Source organism: Pseudomonas sp. NBRC 111127 (assembly GCF_001320345.1).
Lineage (GTDB): Bacteria > Pseudomonadota > Gammaproteobacteria > Pseudomonadales > Pseudomonadaceae > Aquipseudomonas > Aquipseudomonas juntendi.
The window spans coordinates 1-24034 of sequence record NZ_BCBD01000083.1; the positions used below are offsets into that span (position 1 = coordinate 1).

The following is a 24034-nucleotide window of genomic DNA, read 5'->3' on the forward strand; positions in this document are numbered from 1 at the left end:
CGCTGCTCGGGATACAGGTGACGAACAGCATCGACCCAGCCCTGCGCCAGCAATTGTTGGAAACACGCCCGCGATTCAGGTTGCAGCAGCGCGTCCTTGAGCCATGAGCGCGGGTTATAGATGTCCAGATCGGTCGGCACAACATTGAAATCGCCCGCCAACACCGCAGGGTGGCTGCTGCCCTGCAGTGTTTGGGCATGCTTGATCAGGCACTCGAACCAGCGCAGTTTGTAATCAAACTTGGGGCCAGGTTGCGGGTTGCCATTGGGCATGTAAAGGCAGCTAACCAATACACCGTGCACCGCAGCCTCCAGATAGCGGCTCTGCTGATCGTCCTGCATGCCGGGCAGCCCGCGACGTACCTCCAGCGGCTCGCTATCGCGCGCCAGGATCGCCACGCCATTCCAGGAGGGTTGCCCCTGATACAGGCAGCCATAACCTGCCGCTTCGATGGCCTGGCGCGGAAACTGCTGATCGGCCGCCTTCAGCTCCTGCAAGCAGGCAATGTCCGGTTGCTCCCGCTCCAGCCAGGCCAAGAGCGCGGGCAGGCGGCTGCGGATGCCATTGATATTGAAGGTGGCGATCTTCAGCGCTTTCATGCGTCAGGGTCGCTCACGTGAGCCTGTACGGCATCCTCCATTGCCCGTATATGTGCCTCGTCGGCCAGTGCCTTCAGCGCCAACCAGTCATCCCAGTCAATCGCGCCGTCGTCCCGCAGCGCCTCGGCGGTGCGAACCAGTTCGTGGTGGTAGGCATCCGGCGATTCGCGCCGGTAGCTGATGTCGTCGTACTGCGCGTACCAGGCTTCAAGTTCAGGAATGCTGCGTTCGATGCTCATGACGGCCGCCTCGTTCTATCCCTGCTAGTGAGAGCCCAGGCCCCGCGCAATTGTTCAACTGCAACGGTCAGCCGGTCAGCCTCCCTACCGCTGAAGCAGTGCATTGGAACTTCTCACCCCTTCCGAGACGTCCCACATCCACACCTGGCGAAAACGGAGATAGAACGATGAGTGCAAAACTGAGTGGCAAGCGCGTAGCCTTTTTGGTCACCGATGGCTTCGAACAAGTGGAGTTGACCGGACCGCGTGAAGCCTTGGAGAAAAACGGGGCCGTGATCGACATCCTGAGTGACAAGGAAGGCACTGTCCGCGGCTGGAACCATGACAAGCCGGCCGACGAGTTTGCGGTGGACGCGACGTTCGACAGCGCCCACCTCGACCTTTACGATGCCATTGTGCTACCGGGTGGGGTACAGAATTCCGACACCATCCGCCTGATACCTGGCGCCCAGAAACTGGTGAAAAGCCACAACTCGGCCAGCAAGCCGCTGGCGGTGATCTGCCACGGCGCCTGGCTGCTGGTGTCGAGTGGACTGGCCAAGGGCAAACGGATGACCAGTTACCAGACATTGCAGGATGATATCCGCAATGCAGGTGGTGACTGGGTCGATGAAGAGGTAGTGGTGGACGGCAACCTGATCACTAGCCGCAAGCCGGATGATATCCCCGCCTTCAGCGAGCAATTGATCAGGGCCCTTGCTGGCTAGCTGCCCGACCCGTGAACTGGCAAATACCTGGTTTGCCAGTTCAACACGCCAGCGCCGTTTGCATGCAATCACCTGACGGTTGCTGCAACGGTTTGCAAAACCGGCCCACCACCTTACAATCGCGATTAATTCCCATATGCATCTGATTAGCGGAAAGGTGAAGTGCCCATCGACGCCCCACTGCAACCCATCGACAGCCTGTATCGCGACCACCACGGCTGGCTGCAAGGCTGGCTGCGCCACCGCCTGGGTGATCGCGAGCGGGCGGCGGACATCGCTCAGGACACTTTCCTGCGCCTGCTGGTAACCCGCCGCCTGCCGGAACAGCGCGACGGCCGTCGATTCCTGGTGCAGATCGCCCGCAATCTGGTCATAGACCAGTGGCGTCGCCAGCGTATCCACCAAGCGTATCTGGAGAGCATCGCCGCCCTGCCCGAGCCAGAAACGCCGTCACTGGAAACCCGCGCAATCGTGATCGAAACCCTGATGCAGATCGACGCCATGCTCGACAAGATGCCTGCAAAGGTACGCGAGGCATTCCTGCTGTCGCAATTTGAAGGGCTGACCTACACACAGATCGCAGCGCGGCTGGACGTCAGCGTCAGCTCGGTGCAAAAGTACATGCTCCGCGCCATCACTGCCTGCTATCAGGTCCTGTACGCTGAATGAAGAACGTCAGCGAAGCCCCCCTCTCCCCCGCAATCGTCGAGCAGGCCAGCCATTGGCTCATGCTGCAATGGAGCGGTGAGTTCGAAGCGGCGCAACAGCAGCGCTTTCTTGAATGGCGCGCCGCGGACCCGGAGCACGATCGCGCATGGCGACGCCTGGAGCGCCTGCAAAGTACCCTGAGCGGTGTCCCAGCGGATACAGCACTAGGGGTGCTGCGCGAGCTGCCCGATGCACGTCGTCGGCAGGCGCTCAAGCTGCTCGGCACGCTGCTGTTGGCCGGCGGGAGCGGCTATCTGGTCCATTCACAATCCCCTTGGCGCGAAGCCACGGCAGACCTGCGCAGCGGCACTGGCGAACGCTTGCAACGCTCGCTGGACGATGGCAGCCAACTTAGCCTGAACAGCGGCACTGCGGTTGATATCCGGTACAACGCGTCGGAACGGCGCATTTGCCTGCTCGCTGGGGAGTTGTTGCTTGAAAGTGGTCATGACCCGGCGCATCGCCCGCTGATCGTTGAAACTGCAGCGGGAGAAATCCAGGCGTTGGGCACACGCTTTTCCGTGTACCAGCGTGAGGATGGCAGCCACGTCGAGCTGTTTGAAGGCGAGCTGGAGCTGCGTCCGCGGCAGTCGCCCGCCAGCCGCCTTCACGCAGGACAAAGTCGCTGGTTTTCCGCCAATCGCCTCGGCGACCTCGGGCCAGCCAACCTCAACACCATCGCCTGGCTAGACGGCCGCTTGATCGCCGAGCGCATGCCGCTGGGGCACTTCGTCGCCGAGCTGGCTCGCCATCGTCCCGGTGTGCTTCGCTGCGACCCCGCTGTAGCGCAGTTGCCACTGACGGGGGTGTTTCCCTTGGCAGACACCGACCGCGTGCTGATGGCAGTTCAGCAGTCGCTGCCCGTAAAAATACAGAGATTGACGCGCTTCTGGGTCAATGTCAGCCCGGCTTAGAAACGCACAAGACTGCTGGCCGTTTGCTGCCAGCCTGGAATGGCAAAAAAGAGTTTGTGCGGTGTTGTCGTTTTGGTCGAGTTGTACGGGATACCTCTTGAAACCCATCAACAAGCCTTCTCAAGAGGATCGTTCAGAGTGTCGCACCTGCCCACGCCAACCCGTTCACGGCTGACCCGCCACATCCTGCTTGCCAGCTTGCTCGGCGGCGCCCCTTTATTGCTTGCCATGCCTGCCGCACTGGCCTACGCAAGTGAACAGACACGCCATTACGCCATCCCGGCTGGGGGCCTTGATCAGGCGCTGAACCGTTTCGCAAGCCAGTCCGGCATCTTGCTGTCCGCAGACGCACAATTGACCGCTGGCAAGCATACCCCGGGGCTCAGCGGCACCTACTCGGTGAGCGATGGCCTCGCCCAGTTGCTGACCGGCACCGGCCTGCGCGTGCTCAAGGGTGAGGACAGCTACATCATAGAAGTGGCAGCGGACAGCGAAGGTGCCCTGGAACTGGGGGCGACTACCGTAACCGGCGCACTGCTGTCTGGCACCACCGAAGGCACAGGTTCGTACACCTCACGTTCAGCGCAGACGGCGACCAAACTGCCATTGTCCCTGCGCGAGACGCCACAATCGGTCACGGTCATCACGCGCCAACGCATCGAGGACCAGAACCTCGCCAACCTCAACGAGGTGGTGCAGAACACTCCTGGGCTCACCCTGCGCCGGACTGGCCCCGAACGATCCTCGTACTACGCCCGGGGGTTTTCCCTCGATAACATCATGTACGACGGCCTGCCCACCAGCCTGGACAGCTCACAAGTATCCCAGGACCTGCTGTCGGCCGACATGGCCATGTATGACCGGGTCGAAGTCGTGCGCGGTGCCACCGGCCTGATGCAGGGTGCGGGCAACCCTGCGGCGTCGATCAACCTGATCCGCAAGCGGCCGACGCGCGAGTTCCAGGCCAGCATCGAAGGCAGCATGGGCAGTTGGGACCGTTACCGCACCGAGGTCGATGTCTCCGGCGCGCTCAACGACAGCGGAACCGTTCGCGGCAGAATGGTGACGGCATATCAGACCGGCAACAGCTACCGAGACACACTGGAAAACGAACGCAACCTGTTCTACGGCATCCTGGAGGCCGACCTGGACGACAGCACCACCTTGACCCTGAGTGCATCGCGCCAGCAAGACAACAACAATGGCAACGGCTGGACCGGCCTGCCGGTGGGCTTTGACGGCAGCGACCTGCATTTGTCACGCTCTACTTCGCTGAGCAGCGACTGGGAGTATTGGGACAAGACCAGCGCCTCTGCCTACGCGGCACTGGACCACATTCTGGACAATGGCTGGAAGCTCAACCTCTCGGCCACCAAAACCTGGGCCGACCTCGACATGCTGGGCACCTATCTGGTCGCTAACACCACCACCCAGGCCTATAACCAGTTCGTCGGCGCGGGGCACTATCGGGAAACCCAGAACAGCTTCGACGCCTATGCCAGCGGCCCGTTTCGCCTGATGGACCGAGACCACGAACTGGTGGTCGGCGCCAGCCACCGGCGGGTGGTGTTCAACGGTGATGTGCCCTACAACATCTTGCTGAACAGCAACATCGACCTCTACAACTGGGATGCTGGCGCCACACCAAAACCGCCGAGCCAGGACAAGTACGGCTGGCAGAACACCAACGCCAAGCTCAACAGCGTTTATGCCACCACACGCCTGAGCCTGGCCGACCCGCTGAAGCTGATCCTGGGCAGCCGCCTGGACTGGTACGACAACACCACCACCTCCCCCTACAAAAGCACCGCCCCGAGCGAGCTGAAAGTCACCCGGCATGTCACCAAGTACGCCGGCCTGATCTATGACATCGACGAGCATCACAGCGTGTATGTGAGCTACACCGATATCTTCAAACCCCAGAACTACAAGGATGCTTCCGAAAACATCATTGCGCCGATCACCGGAAAAAACCATGAACTGGGCATCAAGGGTGAATACTTCGACGGGGCACTGAACGCATCGGCTGCCCTCTTCCAGATCGACCAGGAAAACCGTGCGAAATCGTTTACCGACGGTTGCCCTACTGCCCCGACTACCCCGTGCTACGAGGCGGCAGGCAAAGTGCGCAGCAAGGGCATAGAGCTGGAGGTACAGGGCCAATTGACGCCTGATTGGCAACTGGCTGCCGGTTATACTTTTGCCGAGGCCAAGTATGTCAAGGATACCAAGAAAGAAAACGAGGGCCGTCTGTTCGACACCGACATACCCCGCCATCTGTTCAAGATGAGCACGTCCTACACACTGCCGGGTCAATACAACCAGTGGCGTGTCGGAGCCTCCCTTTATCACCAGAATCGAATCTACAACAAGAACACCACCTTCATGATCGAGCAGGATGGCTACACCTTGGTGGACTTCATGTTGGGGTTCAAGCCGACCGAACACATCGATGCGCGCGTCAACCTTAACAACGCGTTCGACAAGAAGTACTACAACGCCCTCAGCAACTCTGTCGCGGTGCCGAGCAACGTTTACGGTGAGCCACGCAACCTGATGCTGTCGCTGAAGTACACATTCTGATAGCTGTGCTGCCCCCGGCTCTTGAACAGCCGGGGCAACAGATGGATGCCATGTGCGGCAGACATGCGTCCACGGTAGCTTGGCTCACGGTTTCTTTTCCACGTCCCTTGGTGCTTTCGCGGGGCCTTGGGGGTCCACTTGAGGGTCGTCCAGATCAGGGGAGTCCGGGTCGAAACCCAAGTCCTGATCAGTTGTTGCATGATCGGAAGAATGGGGGCCTTTCTGCCGCTGATCGTCGGGTTTGTTCATCATCTAGTCTCCGAAGTGTGAGAAATGTGGTTTGTTCACCGTCACGGCCTTGCCCTGTCTGAACAATGTCGTGGCTTGATCTTGAACACGTCAATGGGAGTCCTCCCTGCCTGGCCCCGCTTCGTCGTGCTCCCCCAGTTGCTGGTATCGCTTACGAAGCGCATGGAGTTCAGCTGGCCCCATATCTTCAAGGTCGAGCAACGCCTTGTGCGCCCGTTGGGTAGTGCGCAACAGTTCGTCAAGTTTGATGTGCAACTCGTCGCTATCACGGTTTTGGGTATTCTGGATCAGGAACACCATCAGGAACGTGATGATCGTGGTCGATGTATTGATGACCAACTGCCAGGTGTCGTTGAAATGAAACAAGGGCCCGCTTACGCCCCAGGCAATGATCAGCATAAAGGCAATAACGAACGTCAACGGCCGCCCGCTATGGTTGGCTAGCCATTGTGCAAACCGATCAAACTTCATGGCTGAGCCTCCTTCATGGTGTACCTCAGTGGAACCCAGGCATCCGGTGGAGGATTGCAACACCGGTAAAGTTCCCTTTTGCATGGCCATCCACTCGTCAATCGCACTGAACAATCCGGTCCCGGTTCCTGTCGCTACTGTTACATACAGGAGCGCAGGGACTTATGGTGAGCGAGATCCGCATCGGAATTTCCGGTTGGCGCTATGGCCCATGGCGCAAGGACTTCTACCCCGAGGGGCTGCGCCAGGACGACGAGCTGGCGTTTGCCTCGCGGGCAGTCAACAGCATCGAAATCAACGGTTCGTTCTACGCACTGCAAACGCCCGAGCGCTATGCCAAGTGGCGTGACGAGACACCGGAGGGGTTCGTGTTCTCTGTCAAGGCGCCGCGCTACATCACCCACGTACGCAGGCTGCGCGAAATCGACGAGGCGCTTGCCAACTTCTTCGCGTCGGGCCCCTTGCTGCTGGGTGACAAGCTGGGCCCCTTCCTGTGGCAGTTTCCCCCGAATCTGAAGTTCGACGCGCAGCGCTTCAGCGACTTTCTGGCCAAGCTGCCACGCGACCGCAAAGCCGCCCGCAGCCTTGCGCACCACGCCGCCGAACGCCTGCAAGGCAACGGCGGCACGGCCGTGCCGGGTAATGCGCGCTTGCGCCACGCCGTGGAAATCCGCCACCCCAGCTTCCTCTGCGACACCTTCATCGACCTGCTACGCAAGCACAAGGTTGCCCTGGTGGTCGCCGACAGCGCCGGCAAATGGCCCTATGTCGAAGAGGTCACGGCCGAGTTCGTGTACCTGCGCCTGCATGGCGATGTCGAACTGTACAGCAGCGGCTACACGGCCAGGGCGCTGCGCCGCTGGCGCCTGCGCATCCAGGCCTGGGCTGCGGGCAGCCAGCCTGAGGATGCTCAGCGTGTGGTGCGCCGCGCTCCGGCAAAACGCACCTCCCGTGACGTCTACTGCTACTTCGACAACGACCAGAAAGTCCACGCCCCCTACGATGCCCGCCGCCTGCTGGACAAGCTAGGCCTTGACGGCGAGTTGGTGACCGAACCAGGCGTCGAGCCGCAGGAGCCGCTATGAACCCGACACTGCCCGCCCCCCGCTGCATCATCGACAAGGTCACCGCCGTACATCGCCTGACGGTACTGACCCTCAACGTGCACAAAGGCTTCACCCTGTTCAACCGCCGCTTCATTTTGCCTGAGCTGCGCGAGGCGGTACGCTCGACCGGCGCCGACCTGGTGTTTCTCCAGGAGGTGCACGGCACTCATCACCATCATGCCGAGCGCCATCCCAAGTGGCCACAGACACCCCAGTACGAATTCCTCGCCGACAGCATGTGGCCGCAGTTCGCCTATGGCCGCAATGCGGTCTACCCCCATGGCGACCATGGCAACGCCCTGCTGTCCAAGTTCCCCATCCGTGCCCATGACAACCTGGATGTTTCGGTCCATGGCAACGAAGAACGGGGCCTGCTGCATTGCCAGCTGGAAGTGCCGGGCCATGAACAGGTGCACACCGTCTGCGTACACCTGGGCCTGCGTGAGGAGCATCGTCAGCGTCAGGTCGGCCTGCTGCTGACATTGCTGGACAGCCTGCCGCCGGATGAGCCGGTCATCGTCGCCGGCGACTTCAACGATTGGCGCCTGAAAGCAGATGCGCGGCTGTCGGGCCACCTGGTGGAAGCTTTCGGCAAGCCGGCACGCAGCTTTCCCGCGCGCTTGCCGATGCTGCGGCTGGACCGCATCTACCTGCGTAACGCACAAGCTTGCGAAGCACGGGTGTTGTCCAGATACCCATGGTCCCACCTCTCCGACCATGCCCCGCTGGTGGCGCAGGTGACGCTATGAAACTGAATTGGTGCGACGGCAACCGCGTCGAGTTGCTGATAAACGGCGAGCAGTATTACCCCCGCGTATTCGAGGCCATGGCCCAGGCACGCGAGGAAATCCTCCTGGAAACTTTCATCATTTACGACGACAAGGTCGGTCAACCCTTGCGCCACGCCCTGATCGATGCCGCGCGGCGCGGGGTGCGGGTCGAGGTGGCGGTGGACGGCTACGGCACCGCCGACCTGCCTGACGATTTCATCTCGTCGATGACCGAGGCCGGGGTGCGTTTCCATTCCTTCGATCCGCAACCACGGCTGGTGGGCATGCGCACCAACCTGTTTCGCCGCTTGCACCGCAAGATCCTGGTGATCGACGGGCAACGCGCCTTCATTGGCGGCATCAATTACAGTGCCGACCACCTGGATGACTTCGGCCCACAGGCCAAGCAGGACTACGCCGTGGAGGTCGTCGGCCCGGTGGTGGCCCAGGTGCATGCTTCTTCCTGCCGCATGCTCGCACCGGTGCTGGATGCCGCCAGCAGGGTTCAGCCGGGCGGCATCGCTTCAGGCCCGACGAGCGCCGTGCTGGTGGAGCGCGACAACCAGCGCCATCGCAACGATATCGAAGCCTGCTACCTGCAGGTTTTCCGTGAAGCAAGGCATCGTATCGTCGTGGCCAACGCCTACTTCTTCCCGGGCTACCGCTTGCTGCGCGAACTGCGCAACGCCGCCCGGCGCGGGGTCGAGGTGACGCTGATCCTCCAGGGGCAACCGGACATGCGCTGGGTACGCGCGCTCTCGCGGCTGCTCTACAACTACCTGTCGCGCGACGACGTGCGCATCCATGAGTACTGCCAGCGGCCGCTCCATGGCAAGGTTGCGTTGGTGGACAATGACTGGTCCACCGTAGGCTCAAGCAACCTCGACCCCCTGAGCCTGTCGTTCAACCTTGAGGCCAACCTGCTGATTCGCGACCCCGCGTTCAACGAACACCTGTACCAGCACTTGACCGAACTGAGCCGGGAGCACTGCAAGACCGTGACGCTGGAGCGCATGGTGCGCGGCTACTGGTGGCGTGCCCCGCTGATCTTTCTGGGCTTCCACATCACGCGCTATTTCCCGCGGATCGCCGGCTGGTTTCCGGCGCACCGGCAGCGCCTGCAGTCGCTGCAAGGCGACGGCGAGGCCCCGGCCGACTACCACGGGGGCAAGACATGATGGCCACTTCACGCTGGAAGACCTGGGGCAAGCGCTTGCTGACCGTGCTGTTCCTGGTGTTGATACCGGTACTGCTGTTCACCCTGGCACGTAACCTGGACTGGAACGAAGTCCGCCAGTCGCTGCTGGCGTACCGGCCCTCGACCCTGGCCTTGGGGTTGCTGCTGGCCCTGTGCAGCTACCTGGTATTCGCCAGCTACGACCTGCTCGCCCGCGCCTACACAGGCCACCACCTGCCGGCCCGACAGGTACTGCCGGTAGCGTTCGTCTGCTATGCGTTCAACCTCAACTTCACCACCTGGGTCGGTGGCGTTGCCCTGCGTTATCGCCTGTACAGCCGGCTGGGCCTGGATACCCCAACCATCACCCGCATCATCACCTTGGGGCTGTTGACCAACTGGATGGGCTACCTGCTGCTGGCCGGTACGGTATTCGCCCTGGGCTTTGTGAAACTGCCGGAAAGCTGGGCGGTGGGTGCCAGCGGCCTGCGCCTGATCGGCGTATTGATGGTGGCGGTAGCGTTGGCATACCTGTGCGCCTGTGCCTTCGCCACGCGGCGCACGTGGGCGCTGCGCGGGCACGAAATCACTCTGCCGAGCCTGCGTATGGCCCTCTGCCAGGTGGCGCTGGGCGCAAGCAACTGGGCGCTGATGGCAGCGCTGATTCACCTGCTGTTGCCCCCTGAGCTGTTCTATCCCTCGGTGCTGGGTGTGTTGCTGATCAGTTGCGTCGCCGGCGTGGTCGCTCACATTCCTGCCGGACTCGGCGTACTGGAAGCCGTATTCCTGGCGCTGCTCCACGGCCAGCTAGGCCAAGGCACCCTGGTGGCCGCACTGCTCGGCTATCGGACGTTGTACTACCTGATCCCGCTGCTAATGGCGGTGGTGACCTACCTGATCCTCGAAAAGCGTGCCAAGGCCTTGCGCAGACAGGCCGGGGCAGCCCTCGACAAGCGCTGACGGGCCCTGGTGCCCGGGAGGTATATCATGCGATTCGCTCTGTACATGGCAATGCTGGGCACCCTGAGCAGCGGGCAGGTGCTGGCCGAAGGTTGCGACGTGGTCACCCGCTCATCCAGCGAGGCGGTCAAACCGGTGCAGCAACACACCTGTTACAGCTACGGCAACATGCCCGCTGAGGCGATTGCCTGGTCGTGCAGCAACGAAAGCAAGGAAATGTTGAACAGCCAGAAGCGTCGGGTGGAGCGTTGCCCCGACGGCAGCGTTGGCAGCTGCATCGCGCCTCTGACGCAGGAGACGCTGGCCAACCCCGATGCCGCTGGGCGTGATGAGCCTGCCACCCGCCCTGCACTACCCAAGGATGCGCGGATCATCACCTACTACTACGACACCCCTGGCTTGGGCCAGGCACGTAGCGATTGCGAACGCAACAACGGTGTCTGGCAGACCCATTGAGGGCGTAACTCAAACCAGATGCGTGACGGGTGAGTTTCCACATGATCTGAACAACGTCCTGTCGCTCTCCCGTCTCACATCTGTCAGCCACTGGGCCTCATGGCGAAATCGGATCGCTCGCCGGGAATGTTTCATCCAGTGCATTATCGACATTGGATTCTTTCGACTCAGCCAACTCACCACACTTGCAGTCGCTCATACGACAGGGCTCGCCGTTGCGATGGCCCTTCGCACAGGCTTCGCAGCAATAGGCCTTGCCATCCTGGACCACAGCATTGGCATCCACTGTGCAAGAACAATGGGTGCAGGAACAGCGTTGCTCGTTCATCTCGGCTCTCTCCCTTCGTCATCGGGTACCACGTCATCGGTCCACAGCTCGCCGTCCAGCGGCGCGGAGCGAGCCAGTTCGGCCTCGTCCAGGCCGAACCCACCACCGATCTCGTGGGCCTGCACCTGGCGCAAGGTCTTGTCCGCCGGGCCGCCGCTGCCAGGCTCATCCGGATCGCGGGCACCGGTCTCATCGAGCAGCGTATCGGGGCTCAGGTCATCGAGGGTGACATTGTCCTCGTGCAGGCTGTCGCTCAGCGCCTCGCCGCCGGTCATCCCGCTTTCGGCGACACGCCGGGGCGGATAATCCTCGGCGATCTCCCGCGCCGGTCGCTCGTCGCCGACACGCCCCTGGCGTTCATCGCGGCGTTCGCTGAAATCCAGCTCGTGGACGCTGCCCATGCGGTCCTCGGTGTCGTCGATCTCAATGGGCGGTCTTGGGTCATCGGGTGTGGACATGAACGTTCTCCGTCTGTGGGCTTCACTCGGTCGACCCTCCCCAGCGGCAAATGATTCAGAGTTTCTGCCAGCCCCCACCCCTCGCATTTTTTGAACTCCTCGCGCCACCGCCGCCTCCCAATCCTGAGACCCGCGAACCCTTCCGGAGCCCGTCATGGCCAAACCCCTACAGGAGTACCAGCGCAAGCGCGACTTCAATGCCACGCCCGAGCCGGCTGGTAAACGCGCCCGCCCCCGCTCGGCCCATGCGCTGCAGTACTGCATCCAGAAGCACGATGCCAGCCACCTGCATTACGATTTTCGCCTGGAGCTCGACGGCACCCTCAAGAGCTGGGCCATCCCCAAGGGCCCCTCACTGGATCCCAAGGTCCGGCGCCTGGCAGTGCATGTAGAGGATCATCCGCTGGATTACGCCAACTTCGAAGGAAGCATCCCTGAAGGCCACTACGGCGCCGGCGATGTCATTGTCTGGGACCGGGGTGTGTGGGAGCCCGAGGGCGACCCGCGCGAAGCCTATGCAAAGGGCAAGCTGCGCTTTCGCCTGCAGGGCGAGAAACTGTCAGGGGTCTGGAACCTGTTCCGCACTCACCTGGCCGGCAAGAAAGAGCAGTGGATGCTGGTCAAGTCCCATGATGGGCAGGCACGCAGTGAAACGGACTACAGCATTGTCGAGGCCCTGCCGGACAGCGTGCTGAGCGAGCGCACCCTGCCCCCGCGCAGCCCGGCCAAGGCGACCACCACCAGGCACAAGCGAGCCGGCCGCAAAGCCCTGCCGGATATACTCCAGCCGCAACTGGCCACGTTGGTCGATTCCCCGCCAAGCGGCGATTGGCGCTACGAAGTCAAGTTCGACGGCTACCGCATCCTGGCGCGTATCGACGGTGACGACATACGCCTGTTTACCCGTAATGGCCACGACTGGAGTGCGAAGATGCCCCGGCAGGTCGAGGCGCTCAAGGCCCTGGGCCTCGACTCGGCATGGCTGGACGGCGAGATGGTAGTGGTCGACGACAACGGCGTGGCCGACTTCCAGGCTTTGCAGAACGCCTTCGACACCGAGCATGACGAGCGCATCACCTACTACCTGTTCGACCTGCCCTGGCTGGGCGGTGAGGACCTGCGAGCACTGACGCTGCAACAGCGCCGTGCAACCCTCGCCCGGTTGCTGGAAGGCCATGCATCGCAGGTACTCAGGTATTCCGCCGATTTTGAGGAGCCCGTCGAGTCACTGCTCGACAGCGCCTGCCGACTGGAACTCGAAGGCTTGATCGGTAAACGTGCCGACAGCCCTTACGTTGGCCGGCGCAGTAGCGACTGGGTCAAGCTCAAGTGCAAGCAGCGCCAGGAATTCGTGATCGTCGGCTACACCGACCCCAAGGGCAGCCGCAACGGCTTCGGCGCCCTGCTGCTGGCCTTGCACGACCACGACAGCGGCCAGCTGCGTTACGCCGGCAAGGTCGGCACGGGCTTCAGCGCGGCCACCCTGGACAGCATTCACGCCCGCCTCAAGCCGTTGCAAACCGACAGATCCCCCTTGCCGAAACCACCTACCGGTGCCGAAGCCCGCGGCGTGCATTGGCTCAGGCCACAGCTGCTGGCAGAGGTCGCCTATGCCCAGATGACCCGCGAAGGCATCGTGCGTCACTCGGTGTTCCACGGCCTGCGTGACGATAAACCTGCCACCGCCATCGACCTGGAGCGAGCAATGCCCACCAAGCGCGCAGCACAGACAGAACCCGAGAACCTGGGCACCCTGCGCCTGACCCACCCCGACCGCGTGGTCGACGCAACCACGGGCACCACCAAGCGCGAGGTCGCCCAGTACTACGCTCAGGTCGCCGACTGGCTGCTGCCCCAGCTCAAGGACCGACCTGTAGCCCTCGTCCGCGCCCCGGATGGTCTGAGCGGCGAACTGTTCTTTCAGAAAAACGCCGGCCAGCTGCATATTCCCAAGGTGCTCAGCTACAACAAGGCCCAGGCCGGCCAGGCGGCCATGGTGCTCAACGGCGCCGAAAGCCTGCTGGGCGCGGTGCAGATGAACACGCTTGAACTGCACACCTGGAATGCCACCACCAAGGATTTCGATAAACCCGACCGCTTTGTCCTCGACCTGGACCCTGACCCGGCGCTGCCGTGGAAAGCCATGCTCGAGGCCACCCAGCTGACCCTTACCCTGCTCGACGAACTGGGCCTGAAGGTGTTTCTCAAGACCAGCGGCGGCAAGGGCATGCACCTCGTCGTACCCTTGACCCGACGCGCTGGCTGGGACGAGGTGAAGGACTTCAGCCATGCCCTGGTCAATCACATGGCCGGGCTGTTCCCTGATCGTCTCAGCGCCGTGTCCGGGCCGAAGAACCGGGTCGGGCGGATCTTTATCGACTACCTGCGTAACGGCAAGGGTGCCACCACCGTCGCCGCCTACTCGCTGCGGGCCCGCGAGGGCCTGCCGGTGTCGGTGCCGATCTGGCGTGAGGAACTGAGCCAGCTCAAGGGTGCCAACCAGTGGAACATCGGCAACCTTCACACGCGGCTTGCACAGGTCGAAGACCCGTGGGCCGAAATGGGCAAGACACGCCAGTCGATCACGTTGCGTATGCGCAAGCAGTTGGGAATTGCATGATGGAACTGACCCACTTCGATTCGTTGTTACACCGTTTTGCTCACCGTTCGCAGGCCATCGAACGCGACGCTTCGCTAATAGAACTGATGCAGGCCTTGCAGGGCGACCGGCTCGACGTACTCCCGTTGCCCGGCCAGGGCTGCACGCTCGAACGCTGGCGCGTCCTGGCGCGGGTCGCCGGTTACGATCTAAGCCTGGCCAAACTCTATGAAGGCCATACCGACGCCTTGGCAATCCTCGCCGAATGCGGCGCCGCCCAGCATGCCTTCAACGGCATTTGGGGCGTGTGGGCCGCCGAGCCGCCAGATGCCCGGGCATACATTGTCGAGCGGGACGGTGAACGCGTGCGCCTGCAAGGCCGCAAGGCTTGGTGTTCGGGCGCGTTGCAGGTCGACCGTGCCCTGCTGACGGCCTGGGAAGACGACCAGCCTCAGTTGGTGGCCATCGAATTGCCTCATCCCAGCCAGCGCATCTTGGCCGAACATTGGCAGGCCGTAGGCATGGCCGCCACCCGCAGCGTTGTGATCGAATTCGACGACTCGCCAGGGCTGGCCATCGGTTCGCCCGGCCAGTACCTGTCCCGTCCTGGCTTCTGGCAAGGCGGCGCGGGTATCGCCGCTTGCTGGTATGGCGCCGCCGAGGCACTGGCCGGGTACCTTCACGAACAGTGCCGCAAACCCCGGCGCGACCCGCATGCCGATGCGCATCTGGGCGCAGTCGATGCAGCCTTGTACGGTGCCCGTGCCGCCCTTCGCGAATGCGCCACCTGGATCGACCTTCACCCTCAGGATGACGCCAGCTTCGAGGTGCGGCGCACCCGCGCCCAGGTCGAGCAGGCGGTCGAGCAGGTCATTCAGCATGCCGGCCGGGCGCTCGGTGCCACGCCGTTCTGTTGCAGCAGCCATTTCGCCCGGCTCAGTGCCGACCTGCCGGTATACATACGCCAGAGCCACGCCGAACGCGACCTGGCCGAGTTGGGCCGGCAACTGACCGGCCTGCCGGCGGGAGCATGGCAACTATGAGCCAGAACTTGATACAGGCCGCGCAAGGCACACCGTGGAGCGCCTGGCAGCATTCTGCTCAGTTGGCCCGCGCCAGCTGGACGCTGCCCGAGCAGTTGTGCCCACCCGGGAGGCGCCTGGTGCTGCTGGCTCCGCACCCGGACGACGAAATCCTCATGGCCGGCGGGCTGCTGGCCAGCTTCCAGGGACGAGAACAGGACGTGCTGCTTCTTTCTGCCACCAATGGCGAGGGCAGCCACCCGCATTCCTCACAATGGCCAGAGCGCCGCCTGCGCCATCAGCGCCCACTGGAAAGCCGCCATGCCCTGCAACTGCTTGGGCTGGACCTCAACCGCCTCGACTGGCGACGACTCAACCTCAAGGATGGCGCGCTGCCCCACGATGAAGCCTTTTTGGTCAACCACCTGAACCAGTTGCTCAAACCTGGCGACCTGCTGCTGACCACGTGGCGCGGCGACGGCCATTGCGACCACGAAGCAGCAGGTCGCGCCTGTGCCCAGGCGGCCCAGACCAGGCGTGTACAACTCGCTGAGGCCCCAGTCTGGGCCTGGCACTGGGCAAGCCCCGACGACCCGCGCCTGCCCTGGCCCCGCGCACACCGCGTGCAACTGTGCGATGAGCACCTGGCGCTCAAGCGCCAAGCCCTCGCTGCACATGCCAGCCAGTTGCAGCCTGATGGTGATCGCCCACCGGTTGTGCCGGAACAGCTGCAGGCTTGCCTGTTGCAACCATTCGAGCTGCTCTTTCTGTCAACGGAGGCAACATGAGCCTGGACGCACAGTACTTCGCCGACTTGTACGCCGGCAACGATGACCCCTGGGCCTTTCGTACCCGCTGGTACGAACGGCGCAAGCGCGAGCTGACCCTGGCCAGCCTGCCGCGCCAATGCTACGAGCGCGTATTCGAGCCGGCCTGCGCCAACGGCGAGCTGAGCGTTCTGCTGGCCGAGCGCTGCGCCAGCCTGTCGTGCCAGGACATCGACGCGACCGCTGTGGCCTTGGCCCGTCAACGGCTTGCAGGCGTGAGCCACGCCCATGTCGAACAGGGCCACCTGCCGGGCGACTGGCCGGGCGGTCAGTTTGACCTGATCGTGTTCAGTGAGATCGGCTACTACCTGGACCCCACCGACTGGTTGCAGGTGATCGAGCAGTCGGTGGCCAGCCTGGCGTATGACGGTGGTTTGCTGGCCTGCCACTGGCGCCATCCCATCGCCGGCTGCCCGCAGGATGGCCGCGAGGTGCATGCCCTGCTGGCCCGGCATCTGCCACTTTACCCAGTGCTGCGCCACGAAGAGGCGGATTTCCTGCTCGAATACTGGTCGTGTCAGCCCAGCGTCGTGGACCTTGACGAGATCTGCCCATGATCGCCGTCATCATCCCCGCGCACAACGAAGCGCGCCGGTTGGGGCGCTGCCTGACTGCGGTCAAACAGGCCGTGGCACACGCCGAGGGGGCTGGGCTGGCGGTGGAGGTGCTGGTGGTGCTCGATCGCTGTGTCGACGCCAGCGCGCGCATCGCCCGCCGCCACGGCGTGCATACCCTGGAACTGGAGGCCGGCAACGTCGGCATCGCCCGGCGCCTGGGGGCGGCGTGGATGATCGAGCGCGGTGCCCAGTGGCTGGCCTTCACCGACGCCGACAGTCGCGTGCCCAGGCATTGGCTGGTGTCACAGCTGCAATGGCACGCGGACGCGGTGTGCGGCACGGTGCACATCGAACGCTGGCAGCCTTGGCAGAACGCAGCGTTACGCCAGTTGTACCGCAGCCGTTATCAGGCCCGTGAAGGGCATCGGCATATCCATGGCGCCAACCTCGGCGTATGCGCCAAGGCCTACGAGCGCGTGGGCGGCTTCCAGCCATTGCCGGCGCATGAAGATGTGCAACTGGTGCTGGCCCTGGAAGCCAGCGGCGCACAGATCGTCTGGACCGCAGCGCACAGCGTGGCCACCAGCAGCCGGGTGGACAGCCGTGCGCGCGAGGGCTTTGGGGACTATCTCAAGGGGCTGGGGGGACCGCTTGCGTAACTCATGAAGCCTTGCGCGGTCGCTTGGCCGCCGGCTTCTTCGCTTTGGTCTTGCCGCCGAGGCTGCGTTTAAGCAGCTCGGTGAGGTCGATGATGTCGGCGCCCTTCTCAGCCGTCGCGCCCTCGCCTTTGTCCACGGTTTCGATCTTGCCTTTGCTGGCTTTCTCCTCCACCAGGTCGAGGATGGTCTGGCGAAACGCATCATGGTACTCATCGGGCGTCCATTGCCCGCTCATGTCCTCCACCAGGCGCCTGGCCATGTCCAGCTCACGCTTGTCGACCTTAGTCTCGGTCACGCTCTTGTCCAGTTCCAGCGTATCCAGCCCGCGCACCTCCTCCGGCCAGCGCAGGGTGATCAAGACCAGTGCATCTTCCAGCGGGCGCAGCAGGGCCAGGTGCTGGCGGGTGTGCAGCACCACGGTGGCCAAGGCCACCTTACCGGTGCTGTGCAGGGTCTCGCGCAGCAAGGCATAGACCTTGCCACCACGACGATCGGGGCTCAGGTAGTAGGGGGTGTCAAACTGTTGCAGCGGAATGTCGCCGGCGTCGACGAACGAGAAGATGTCGATGGTCTGGGTCGCCTCGGGCCTGGCCTTGCGGATTTCTTCCTCGCTGATCACCACGTAGCGGCCCTTTTCGTACTCCACCCCTTTGACGATGTGCTCCTTGTCGATGTCCTTGCCGGTCACCTTGTTCACCCGCTTGTAGCCAACCGGCTCCATACTGCGCTTGTCCAGCCAGTCGAAGTCCACTCGCTCACTGCGCACGGCGGTATTCAGCGAGACGGGGATGTGCACCAAGCCAAAGCTGATCGCGCCTTTCCAGATTGCCCTCGCCATGGTCGGTTCCTATGCATCGAAAGATTGGCCGGGATGGCTGTAGCGCAACGCGCCACAGCGTTCGCAACACTGGCAGTGAAGGCCGGCGACTTCACTCACCAACAGGCTGCGCCATTGGCAGCCTCGCAGCAGGCAGACGAATTTCATCAGCCACCTCCCTGGCCCGAGAAATACAGGCCCTTACTGTGACTGACTGCGCGGCGCCGAGAAGGTTTATCCGGATTTGCCGGGCAGCCATCAGGCCACCTACCGGAAGTCACTCATCACTTGCCCGTACACTGCGCGCATCGCCTGACGGTTATCCAGGCCCTGTTCACGGGCCAGTACGAAGGCTTGGCGCTGGCGATCGGCGCTGCTGCCCTCGCGCAGGATGTGCCGCGCTTGGATGAATGAACGCTCGGCATCGGCGGTGTCAGCCGGGCACTGCTGCTGCAACTGCATCAGCCAGCCCTCGGCGCTGACCGGCTGTTGCGCGTGGACACCGATGAAGGTGGCCAGGCGGCCCTGACGCAGGGCGCGCCAGTAGTTTTCCTGGGTGACCCAGCGCATCTCGCGGCTGGCGGGGTCATCGTGGCGGGCCAGCGCCTGCTCGACCAGGTGGCGAAACAGGCCGGCAACGGCCAGGGCATCCTCCAGCCGCGGGCAGCCATCGCAGATACGCAGCTCGACCGTCGGAAACCGCCGCGAGGGCCTGATCGCCCACCAGAAGTCACCGTCCTCGGCCAGGCTACCGGTACGTTGCAGCAATGCCCGGTAGCGCTGGTAGGCACTCCAGTCCGGCAACGGCTCTGGCAGCCCCATGTGCGGCCATTCCCCGCACACTGCGCGGCGATAGCTCATGTAGCCGGTATCCTCACCGCCCCAATACGCAGACGAAGTACTGAGCGCCAACAACAAGGGCAGCCAGTACAGCACCCGATTGATCACCCGCATCCGATCAATGCCCACCGGTACGCCGACGTGCACGTGCAGGCCATTCAACAGGCTGCGCCGGGCCACCAGCTGGTAATCGTCGAACAACTGGCGATAGTGCGGGGAGCCACGTGGGCGCTGACGCAGCCACTGGGCGCTGGGGTGGCTCGCCGCGCCGTACAGCCCCGCTCCCTCGTTGGCCAGCGCCTGGGCCAGGCACTGTCGCCGCTCGCCAAAGAACTCACGCGCCTGGTGCAACGTGTCGAAAACCGGCGAAGCGATCTCTATCTGGCTATGGAACATTTCTTCGGCGAACCACGGGCCCAACGCGTCCCGACAACAGCGGGCCACGGCTGCTGACGGAGCCGCCATGACCTGCCCGGTGGCCAGCTTCACCAGCAGGTATTCTTCCTCGATGCCAAACGTGCACTGCCGCGCCACGACGCTATCAGCCGCGACGGGTGACGGTCAGGGCCACGGCGGCAATGCGCTCGACCTGCTCGTAACCGGGTTCAAGCAATTGCTCACCGAATACGTCTGGGTCCAGCTCACGATAGAACCAACTGAACGCAGGCCCTGCCAGGCGTAACCGCACGGCTTCGAGCAGCGCGTCGCGCCCCTCGACGATGGCGACACCGGTGTACAGCAGCAACGTGCCCCCGGGCGACAGGCGCTCCCGGGCTTGGTCGACGATGCGCAGCGACAGCTCGGCACCCAGTGCGCCGCCGCCGTGGCGGTAGGCGCGCTGTCCGGCGTCAAGCATGTACGGCGGGTTGGCGACGATCAGGTCGAACGTACCTGCGATGTCATTGAGCAGGTCACTGTGCTCGACCGAGACATTGGCCACACCGGCCAAGGCGGCATTGATGGCGGTGTAGCGCAATGCCATAGGGTTGATGTCCACTGCGCAAACCTGAGCGTGTTGGGCGGCGCGAGCGATCACCAACGCCCCTACACCGCTGCCACAGCCGATGTCTACGGCATGCTGCACGCGCTCGGGCGTGCTGCTCAAATGATCGTGTATCAGCTGGGCGAAACGGTAGCTGTCGGGGCCAAAGAACACCGCGTCGCGGCTGTCCGTTGGCCAGGCAGCATGTACCAGCAACAGATCGTCCAGGCTGGACCAGCGCACAGTGCTGCGCCACAGCGCACCTTGGGCCTCCAGCACGCCAGCGAGGCGCAGCTGCGCCAGTTCATCGGGGCTGAGCAGTGACGCGGCGAACGGCCTACTCCAGCCGAACACATCACGCAGGGTACGCGCCTGCTGCGCATCGGCCCGGGCATTGACCCTGGCCTGGGTCGCCGGCGTCACGCAAGTGAAACGATAGCCGTCGGCACGCAGGCGACGCCCCAACTGCAACAAGGCCTCATCGGCACGGATCTGGTCTTGGTCGAGCAGCATCAGTAGAGCCCTCCTTGCATCAAGCCGGTGGCCTGAATGAACGCGCGGGTGGCCTGCAGGCCCTGGGGGGTAGCATGCCGATTGCCAGCCATCGCTTCGATCAGCGCAGCCATGTCTGCAGCCGGTGGCGCAAGGGGTGTTTCATCTGCCAACTGCAAGGCGTGCTCCCACTGCCCTGGCAGCACCCGACGGATTTCTGCGCCTTGCCAGTCTCCGGCGATCCAGTCATGCCAAAGCTGCTTTTCATAAGCATCGAACACACCGAACATGGCCGCTACAGGGCCTTCTATCAGCGACCAGAAGCGGCTTTGTCGGGGATCGTTGTCGCGCTTGATCCAACCCTGAACCTGTAGCGCCTCCAGAAAATCAGGCATCGCGCCGGGTTCGGCAAGCCACTGGTTGATGGTGCGTCCTTGCAGGCGACAACGGTCCGAATGCATGCACTGGCCATAGATGCGCTTGCGCTCCAGCGCGCCGAGCAATTCGGCCTGCAGGTCGAACGAGGCGATCAACGACGGCGTGTCGATCCCCAGGTCATTAAGACGGTAGCCATGCCTGACACGCTCGTAGAACGCGGGTTTCTCGTCCCGCACCAGCTCGGTGAAGCTCTCTACGGCGCGGCGCGCATGGCCGCTGGCGGCATTATCGATGGTCACATGCAACTGGAAGTAATGGGCGTCGATACCCAGCTCGGCCAGCTCGTGGGTGGTGATCAGCAGATGCAAAGGGGGCTGTTCGTAACCCAGGTTGTAACCGATCACTTCTGGAAGAAAACGCTCGCAGTGCTGGCCGAGCGCCAGTTGCAACGCGCCCTGCAGGTAGCGAGCGGGGTCAAGCGATGGCTCCTGCAGGCAACCCAGGCGACTGAGCAAGCGCTGGTAGATCAACACGTGATTGCAGCGTGGGTCACCGTCTCCGAGTTCTTCGAGGAAGGTGCGGATCAGCCCATGGAAGCGCGGGTCCTGCCAATGCCATAGGGCTCCGTGTAGCCAGGCGCCGTCGACCGCTTTGGTCGGCGCGACTTGCTGCAGAAACCACAAGGCATGGGCCCGATTGGCAAAAAAACGACGGGGGCCGCCCTGACGCCGTTGTTCCAGGTAGGCCGCATGCTCGCTGGCGACACGTCCCGCATGGTTATCGGCCCATTGCGGGAGTAGCCCAGGATCATCTGGCAGGTCGTCGCAAAGCGCACGGGCCAGATGCAGTTGCTCTTCCAGCCAGGCCTCGGTGGTGGGCTCCGGGCCCTCAAGTAGCGCTCGATAGCGATGCTCCAGCCCTAAGTCGGCATTTTGAGGTCTTATACCTGCCTTTGTGGTTGCCACCATGCCCTGTACCTCACTCATTGATTCTGCGGTTTGGTCTCAGCTGGAGGGTTAATTACAGGGTCACTGGGTTGCTGCATCTGCAGTGACGGTTTGCTTGGGTCGGCATCCTTCGCTGGATGATCACTGTCGCGGTCGAAGCAACCTCCGAGCAGCGAGAAACTGGCAGTCAACAGCAACATGGCGAACAGGTTGTTTTTCATGATGGTTACTCGTTTTTGTGAAGACCTAAACCAACGAGTCTCACCGTCCCCCTGAATTCGTTCTGATTACGACATAGCGGATGAGCGGTGCCCGGACACGCAGATTGCGCTGCCACGGCGGCCCTGTTTTCAAGAAAAACTAAACCTTCACCCACACCTGCGGTTCAACCGAGTGCGACATTGAGGTCGCGCCAACAGAACGAAGGAGTGAGACATGAACACACCATTGTTGAAAATCGCCGGCGTTACCCTGTTGATGGGCCTGGCTTCGCTGCAGGTACAGGCAGCGTCTTCGGACGATTTCGTCGATGCGGCCACTGAAGCCGGTATCGCCGAAGTGGTCACCGGCAACCTGGCGCAGGAAAAGAGCCAGAGCGCAGACATCAAGCAATTCGCCCAGCAAATGGTCACAGACCATACCAAAGCCAACCAGGAACTCGGTGACATCGCCCGCAAGCTGGACATCAGCGTGCCCGACGAAGCGGCGCTGACCGACAAGGTGAAGAAGATGATCCTCGAATGGCGCGACGAGTCGTTCGACCGGTCATACGTCAATAACCAGGTCGACGCGCACGAAAAGGCCGTGGAACTGTTCAAGAAAGAGGCCGCCTCCTCCGACAAGCCGGAGCTGAAGGCCTTCGCCAGCGACAAGCTGCCAACGCTGCAACACCATCTGGAACAGGCCAAGGCGCTGCAAGCCACTCACGGCAAGTAACCCACACGTCACCACGTAATCCCAGGGGCCGCCCTGCGGCCCTGCCTTGAGCCATCTGGAGGTGGGCTCCCCATGAATGATCGAATCATCGAACTGTTCACCGACACCACATTCTTCGGCATTTCCATCCTCAACCTGCTGGTAGCGCTGTGCGTTGCTGTGCTGACGTTCGTGATTGCCAGAGCTGTCATCGGCCTGTTGATGCGCCGGGTGCAGCGCTGGTCCGAACATGACGGGGCAATGAGTCAGGTGCTGGCCAAGGTACTGGCCGGCACCAGCAACAGCCTGCTGCTGCTCGCTTCGCTGCTGGTCGGCTTGAGCATGCTGGACCTGCCCGAGCGCTGGCTGGGCCGGGTCAGTAGCTTGTGGTTCGTGGTCGCTGCCCTGCAGATCGGCCTCTGGGTCAATCGCGCCATCGCGCTGGGCCTCACCCGCTACTTCAGCCGGCACAGCGCCGACGGCCTATACCAAGGCAGTGCGCTGGCCACGCTTTCGGCCTGGGGCGCGCGCGTGCTGTTGTGGTCGGTGGTGTTGCTGGCCATGCTGTCCAATCTGGGCGTCAATGTCACCGCCTTCGTGGCCAGCCTGGGTGTGGGCGGCATTGCCGTCGCCCTGGCCGTGCAGAACATCCTGGGTGACCTGTTCGCCTCATTGTCGATCGCCGTCGACAAACCGTTCGAAGTCGGTGATTTCATCGTCATCGGTCCGCTGGCGGGCACGGTGGAGCACGTGGGGCTTAAGACCACACGCATCCGCAGCCTGGGTGGCGAGCAGATCGTCATGGCCAATGCCAGCATGATCAGCAGCACGATCCAGAACTACAAACGCTTGCAGGAGCGACGCATCGTGTTCGAGTTCGGCTTGTCGTACGACACGCCCACTGATGCGGTAAAACAGGCGCCCGCCATCGTCGAAGAGGCGATCACAGCCCAACAGCAGGTGCGTTTTGATCGCGCCCATTTGCGCGGCTTTGGCAAAGAGGCACTGGAGTTCGAATGCGTCTATATCGTGAGAGACCCTGGCTACAACCTCTACATGGATATTCAGCAGGCGATCAATTTCCACCTGCTCGAGCGCTTCAACAGGATCGGAGCCAAGTTTGCCGTACCGGTACGTGCCATCAAGGTGACCGCACTGCCACAATCCCTCGAGCAGCCCCAGGCCCTTTGACCGACAGCGGCACTTTGGCCAGCATGGGCAGTCCTACTTGAACCCCGCTCGTAGATTGATCGGTGCCAGGCCTATAATCGCTG

Annotated in this window: 28 protein-coding genes; 16 read left to right on the forward strand and 12 right to left on the reverse strand. The window is 62.8% G+C overall.

Translation table 11 applies throughout. The annotated features are described in order from the left end of the window. A partial coding sequence (gene xth / locus APH30_RS15995; RefSeq protein WP_054913110.1) for an exodeoxyribonuclease III occupies positions 1–599 on the reverse strand: 599 nt, incomplete at its 3' end. Beyond that, entirely contained in the window at positions 596–838 is a 243-nt protein-coding gene (locus tag APH30_RS16000; protein ID WP_054888255.1) for a hypothetical protein, read from the reverse strand. The genes APH30_RS16000 and xth, both read right to left, overlap by 4 nt. Before the next feature lie 167 nt (positions 839–1005). On the opposite strand from APH30_RS16000, the gene APH30_RS16005 reads away from it, so the two are divergent. From APH30_RS16005 to APH30_RS16020, 4 genes are all read left to right on the forward strand, one after another. Continuing rightward, positions 1006–1545, forward strand: a complete 540-nt coding sequence (locus APH30_RS16005; RefSeq protein ID WP_016486337.1) for a type 1 glutamine amidotransferase domain-containing protein — start codon at positions 1006–1008, stop codon at positions 1543–1545. Positions 1546–1707: 162 nt separating this feature from the next. Continuing rightward, positions 1708–2214: a sigma-70 family RNA polymerase sigma factor gene (locus APH30_RS16010; RefSeq protein ID WP_016486336.1), complete on the forward strand. Its 507-nt coding sequence runs from the start codon at positions 1708–1710 to the stop codon at positions 2212–2214. Further along, complete coding sequence (locus tag APH30_RS16015) at positions 2211–3167, forward strand: FecR domain-containing protein (RefSeq protein ID WP_054888254.1); 957 nt, start codon at positions 2211–2213, stop codon at positions 3165–3167. Before APH30_RS16010 ends, APH30_RS16015 begins: the two co-directional genes overlap by 4 nt. 138 nt (positions 3168–3305) lie before the next feature. Beyond that, positions 3306–5750, forward strand: coding sequence for a TonB-dependent receptor (locus tag APH30_RS16020; RefSeq protein ID WP_054888253.1), 2445 nt, complete (start codon positions 3306–3308; stop codon positions 5748–5750). Positions 5751–5834: 84 nt separating this feature from the next. On the opposite strand, the gene APH30_RS29585 is transcribed toward APH30_RS16020, so the two are convergent. Continuing rightward, complete coding sequence (locus APH30_RS29585; RefSeq protein ID WP_176393845.1) at positions 5835–5999, reverse strand: DUF6021 family protein; 165 nt, start codon at positions 5997–5999, stop codon at positions 5835–5837. A 90-nt stretch (positions 6000–6089) separates the two neighbouring features. After that, positions 6090–6470, reverse strand: a complete 381-nt coding sequence (locus tag APH30_RS16025; protein WP_016486333.1) for a low affinity iron permease family protein — start codon at positions 6468–6470, stop codon at positions 6090–6092. 164 nt (positions 6471–6634) lie between these two features. On the opposite strand from APH30_RS16025, the gene APH30_RS16030 reads away from it, so the two are divergent. The 5 genes from APH30_RS16030 to APH30_RS16050 are packed head-to-tail and all read left to right on the forward strand — an operon-like array spanning position 6635 to position 10939. Continuing rightward, complete coding sequence (locus tag APH30_RS16030) at positions 6635–7555, forward strand: DUF72 domain-containing protein (RefSeq protein WP_016486332.1); 921 nt, start codon at positions 6635–6637, stop codon at positions 7553–7555. Then, positions 7552–8325 carry an endonuclease/exonuclease/phosphatase family protein gene (locus tag APH30_RS16035; protein ID WP_054888252.1) on the forward strand — a complete coding sequence of 258 codons (774 nt, stop codon included), beginning with the start codon at positions 7552–7554 and terminating at the stop codon, positions 8323–8325. The genes APH30_RS16030 and APH30_RS16035 overlap by 4 nt, the downstream gene beginning before the upstream one ends. Next, complete coding sequence (clsB, locus tag APH30_RS16040; RefSeq protein WP_016486330.1) at positions 8322–9524, forward strand: cardiolipin synthase ClsB; 1203 nt, start codon at positions 8322–8324, stop codon at positions 9522–9524. The genes APH30_RS16035 and clsB overlap by 4 nt, the downstream gene beginning before the upstream one ends. Next, positions 9524–10483, forward strand: a complete 960-nt coding sequence (locus tag APH30_RS16045; protein WP_054913111.1) for a lysylphosphatidylglycerol synthase domain-containing protein — start codon at positions 9524–9526, stop codon at positions 10481–10483. Before clsB ends, APH30_RS16045 begins: the two co-directional genes overlap by 1 nt. Before the next feature lie 27 nt (positions 10484–10510). Beyond that, entirely contained in the window at positions 10511–10939 is a 429-nt protein-coding gene (locus APH30_RS16050; protein WP_016486328.1) for a hypothetical protein, read from the forward strand. A gap of 97 nt (positions 10940–11036) precedes the next feature. On the opposite strand, the gene APH30_RS28035 is transcribed toward APH30_RS16050, so the two are convergent. After that, positions 11037–11267: a metallothionein gene (locus APH30_RS28035; RefSeq protein ID WP_016486327.1), complete on the reverse strand. Its 231-nt coding sequence runs from the start codon at positions 11265–11267 to the stop codon at positions 11037–11039. Continuing rightward, a complete protein-coding gene (locus tag APH30_RS16055) occupies positions 11264–11725 on the reverse strand; it encodes a hypothetical protein (RefSeq protein WP_054888251.1) in 462 nt (153 codons plus the stop codon). Before APH30_RS16055 ends, APH30_RS28035 begins: the two co-directional genes overlap by 4 nt. A 154-nt stretch (positions 11726–11879) precedes the next feature. Between APH30_RS16055 and ligD the strand changes: the two genes are divergently transcribed. Genes ligD through APH30_RS16080 form a run of 5 tightly spaced genes read left to right on the forward strand, consistent with a single transcriptional unit; the run spans position 11880 to position 17389 of the window. Beyond that, a complete protein-coding gene (gene ligD / locus APH30_RS16060; RefSeq protein ID WP_054888250.1) occupies positions 11880–14345 on the forward strand; it encodes a DNA ligase D in 2466 nt (821 codons plus the stop codon). Continuing rightward, a complete protein-coding gene (locus APH30_RS16065; RefSeq protein WP_024717784.1) occupies positions 14342–15367 on the forward strand; it encodes an acyl-CoA dehydrogenase in 1026 nt (341 codons plus the stop codon). Before ligD ends, APH30_RS16065 begins: the two co-directional genes overlap by 4 nt. Continuing rightward, positions 15364–16134, forward strand: a complete 771-nt coding sequence (locus APH30_RS16070; RefSeq protein WP_016486323.1) for a PIG-L deacetylase family protein — start codon at positions 15364–15366, stop codon at positions 16132–16134. The genes APH30_RS16065 and APH30_RS16070 overlap by 4 nt, the downstream gene beginning before the upstream one ends. Further along, positions 16131–16730 carry a bifunctional 2-polyprenyl-6-hydroxyphenol methylase/3-demethylubiquinol 3-O-methyltransferase UbiG gene (locus tag APH30_RS16075; protein WP_054888249.1) on the forward strand — a complete coding sequence of 200 codons (600 nt, stop codon included), beginning with the start codon at positions 16131–16133 and terminating at the stop codon, positions 16728–16730. Before APH30_RS16070 ends, APH30_RS16075 begins: the two co-directional genes overlap by 4 nt. Continuing rightward, complete coding sequence (locus APH30_RS16080; protein WP_016486321.1) at positions 16727–17389, forward strand: glycosyltransferase family 2 protein; 663 nt, start codon at positions 16727–16729, stop codon at positions 17387–17389. The genes APH30_RS16075 and APH30_RS16080 overlap by 4 nt, the downstream gene beginning before the upstream one ends. 1 nt (position 17390) lies before the next feature. Here the strand turns inward: APH30_RS16080 and APH30_RS16085 are convergent, their stop codons facing one another. From APH30_RS16085 to APH30_RS16105, 6 genes are all read right to left on the reverse strand, one after another. Further along, positions 17391–18227 carry a Ku protein gene (locus tag APH30_RS16085; protein WP_016486320.1) on the reverse strand — a complete coding sequence of 279 codons (837 nt, stop codon included), beginning with the start codon at positions 18225–18227 and terminating at the stop codon, positions 17391–17393. Positions 18228–18236: 9 nt separating this feature from the next. Next, positions 18237–18374: a PSPA7_2676 family Cys-rich small protein gene (locus tag APH30_RS29800; protein WP_016486319.1), complete on the reverse strand. Its 138-nt coding sequence runs from the start codon at positions 18372–18374 to the stop codon at positions 18237–18239. Positions 18375–18473: 99 nt separating this feature from the next. Beyond that, on the reverse strand, positions 18474–19580 hold the full coding sequence (locus APH30_RS16090) for a carboxylate-amine ligase (protein WP_016486318.1): 1107 nt from the start codon (positions 19578–19580) through the stop codon (positions 18474–18476). Between the two features lie 7 nt (positions 19581–19587). Continuing rightward, positions 19588–20541 (reverse strand): class I SAM-dependent methyltransferase, encoded by a 954-nt coding sequence (locus tag APH30_RS16095; protein ID WP_016486317.1) that lies wholly within the window; start codon positions 20539–20541, stop codon positions 19588–19590. Beyond that, positions 20541–21866, reverse strand: a complete 1326-nt coding sequence (locus APH30_RS16100; RefSeq protein WP_016486316.1) for an iron-containing redox enzyme family protein — start codon at positions 21864–21866, stop codon at positions 20541–20543. Before APH30_RS16100 ends, APH30_RS16095 begins: the two co-directional genes overlap by 1 nt. Positions 21867–21880: 14 nt before the next feature. Further along, positions 21881–22066, reverse strand: coding sequence for a hypothetical protein (locus APH30_RS16105; protein WP_016486315.1), 186 nt, complete (start codon positions 22064–22066; stop codon positions 21881–21883). A gap of 214 nt (positions 22067–22280) precedes the next feature. Between APH30_RS16105 and APH30_RS16110 the strand changes: the two genes are divergently transcribed. Next, complete coding sequence (locus APH30_RS16110) at positions 22281–22781, forward strand: DUF4142 domain-containing protein (protein WP_016486314.1); 501 nt, start codon at positions 22281–22283, stop codon at positions 22779–22781. A 72-nt stretch (positions 22782–22853) separates the two neighbouring features. Then, positions 22854–23951, forward strand: a complete 1098-nt coding sequence (locus tag APH30_RS16115; protein WP_016486313.1) for a mechanosensitive ion channel family protein — start codon at positions 22854–22856, stop codon at positions 23949–23951. The last annotated feature ends 83 nt before the right edge of the window (positions 23952–24034 follow it).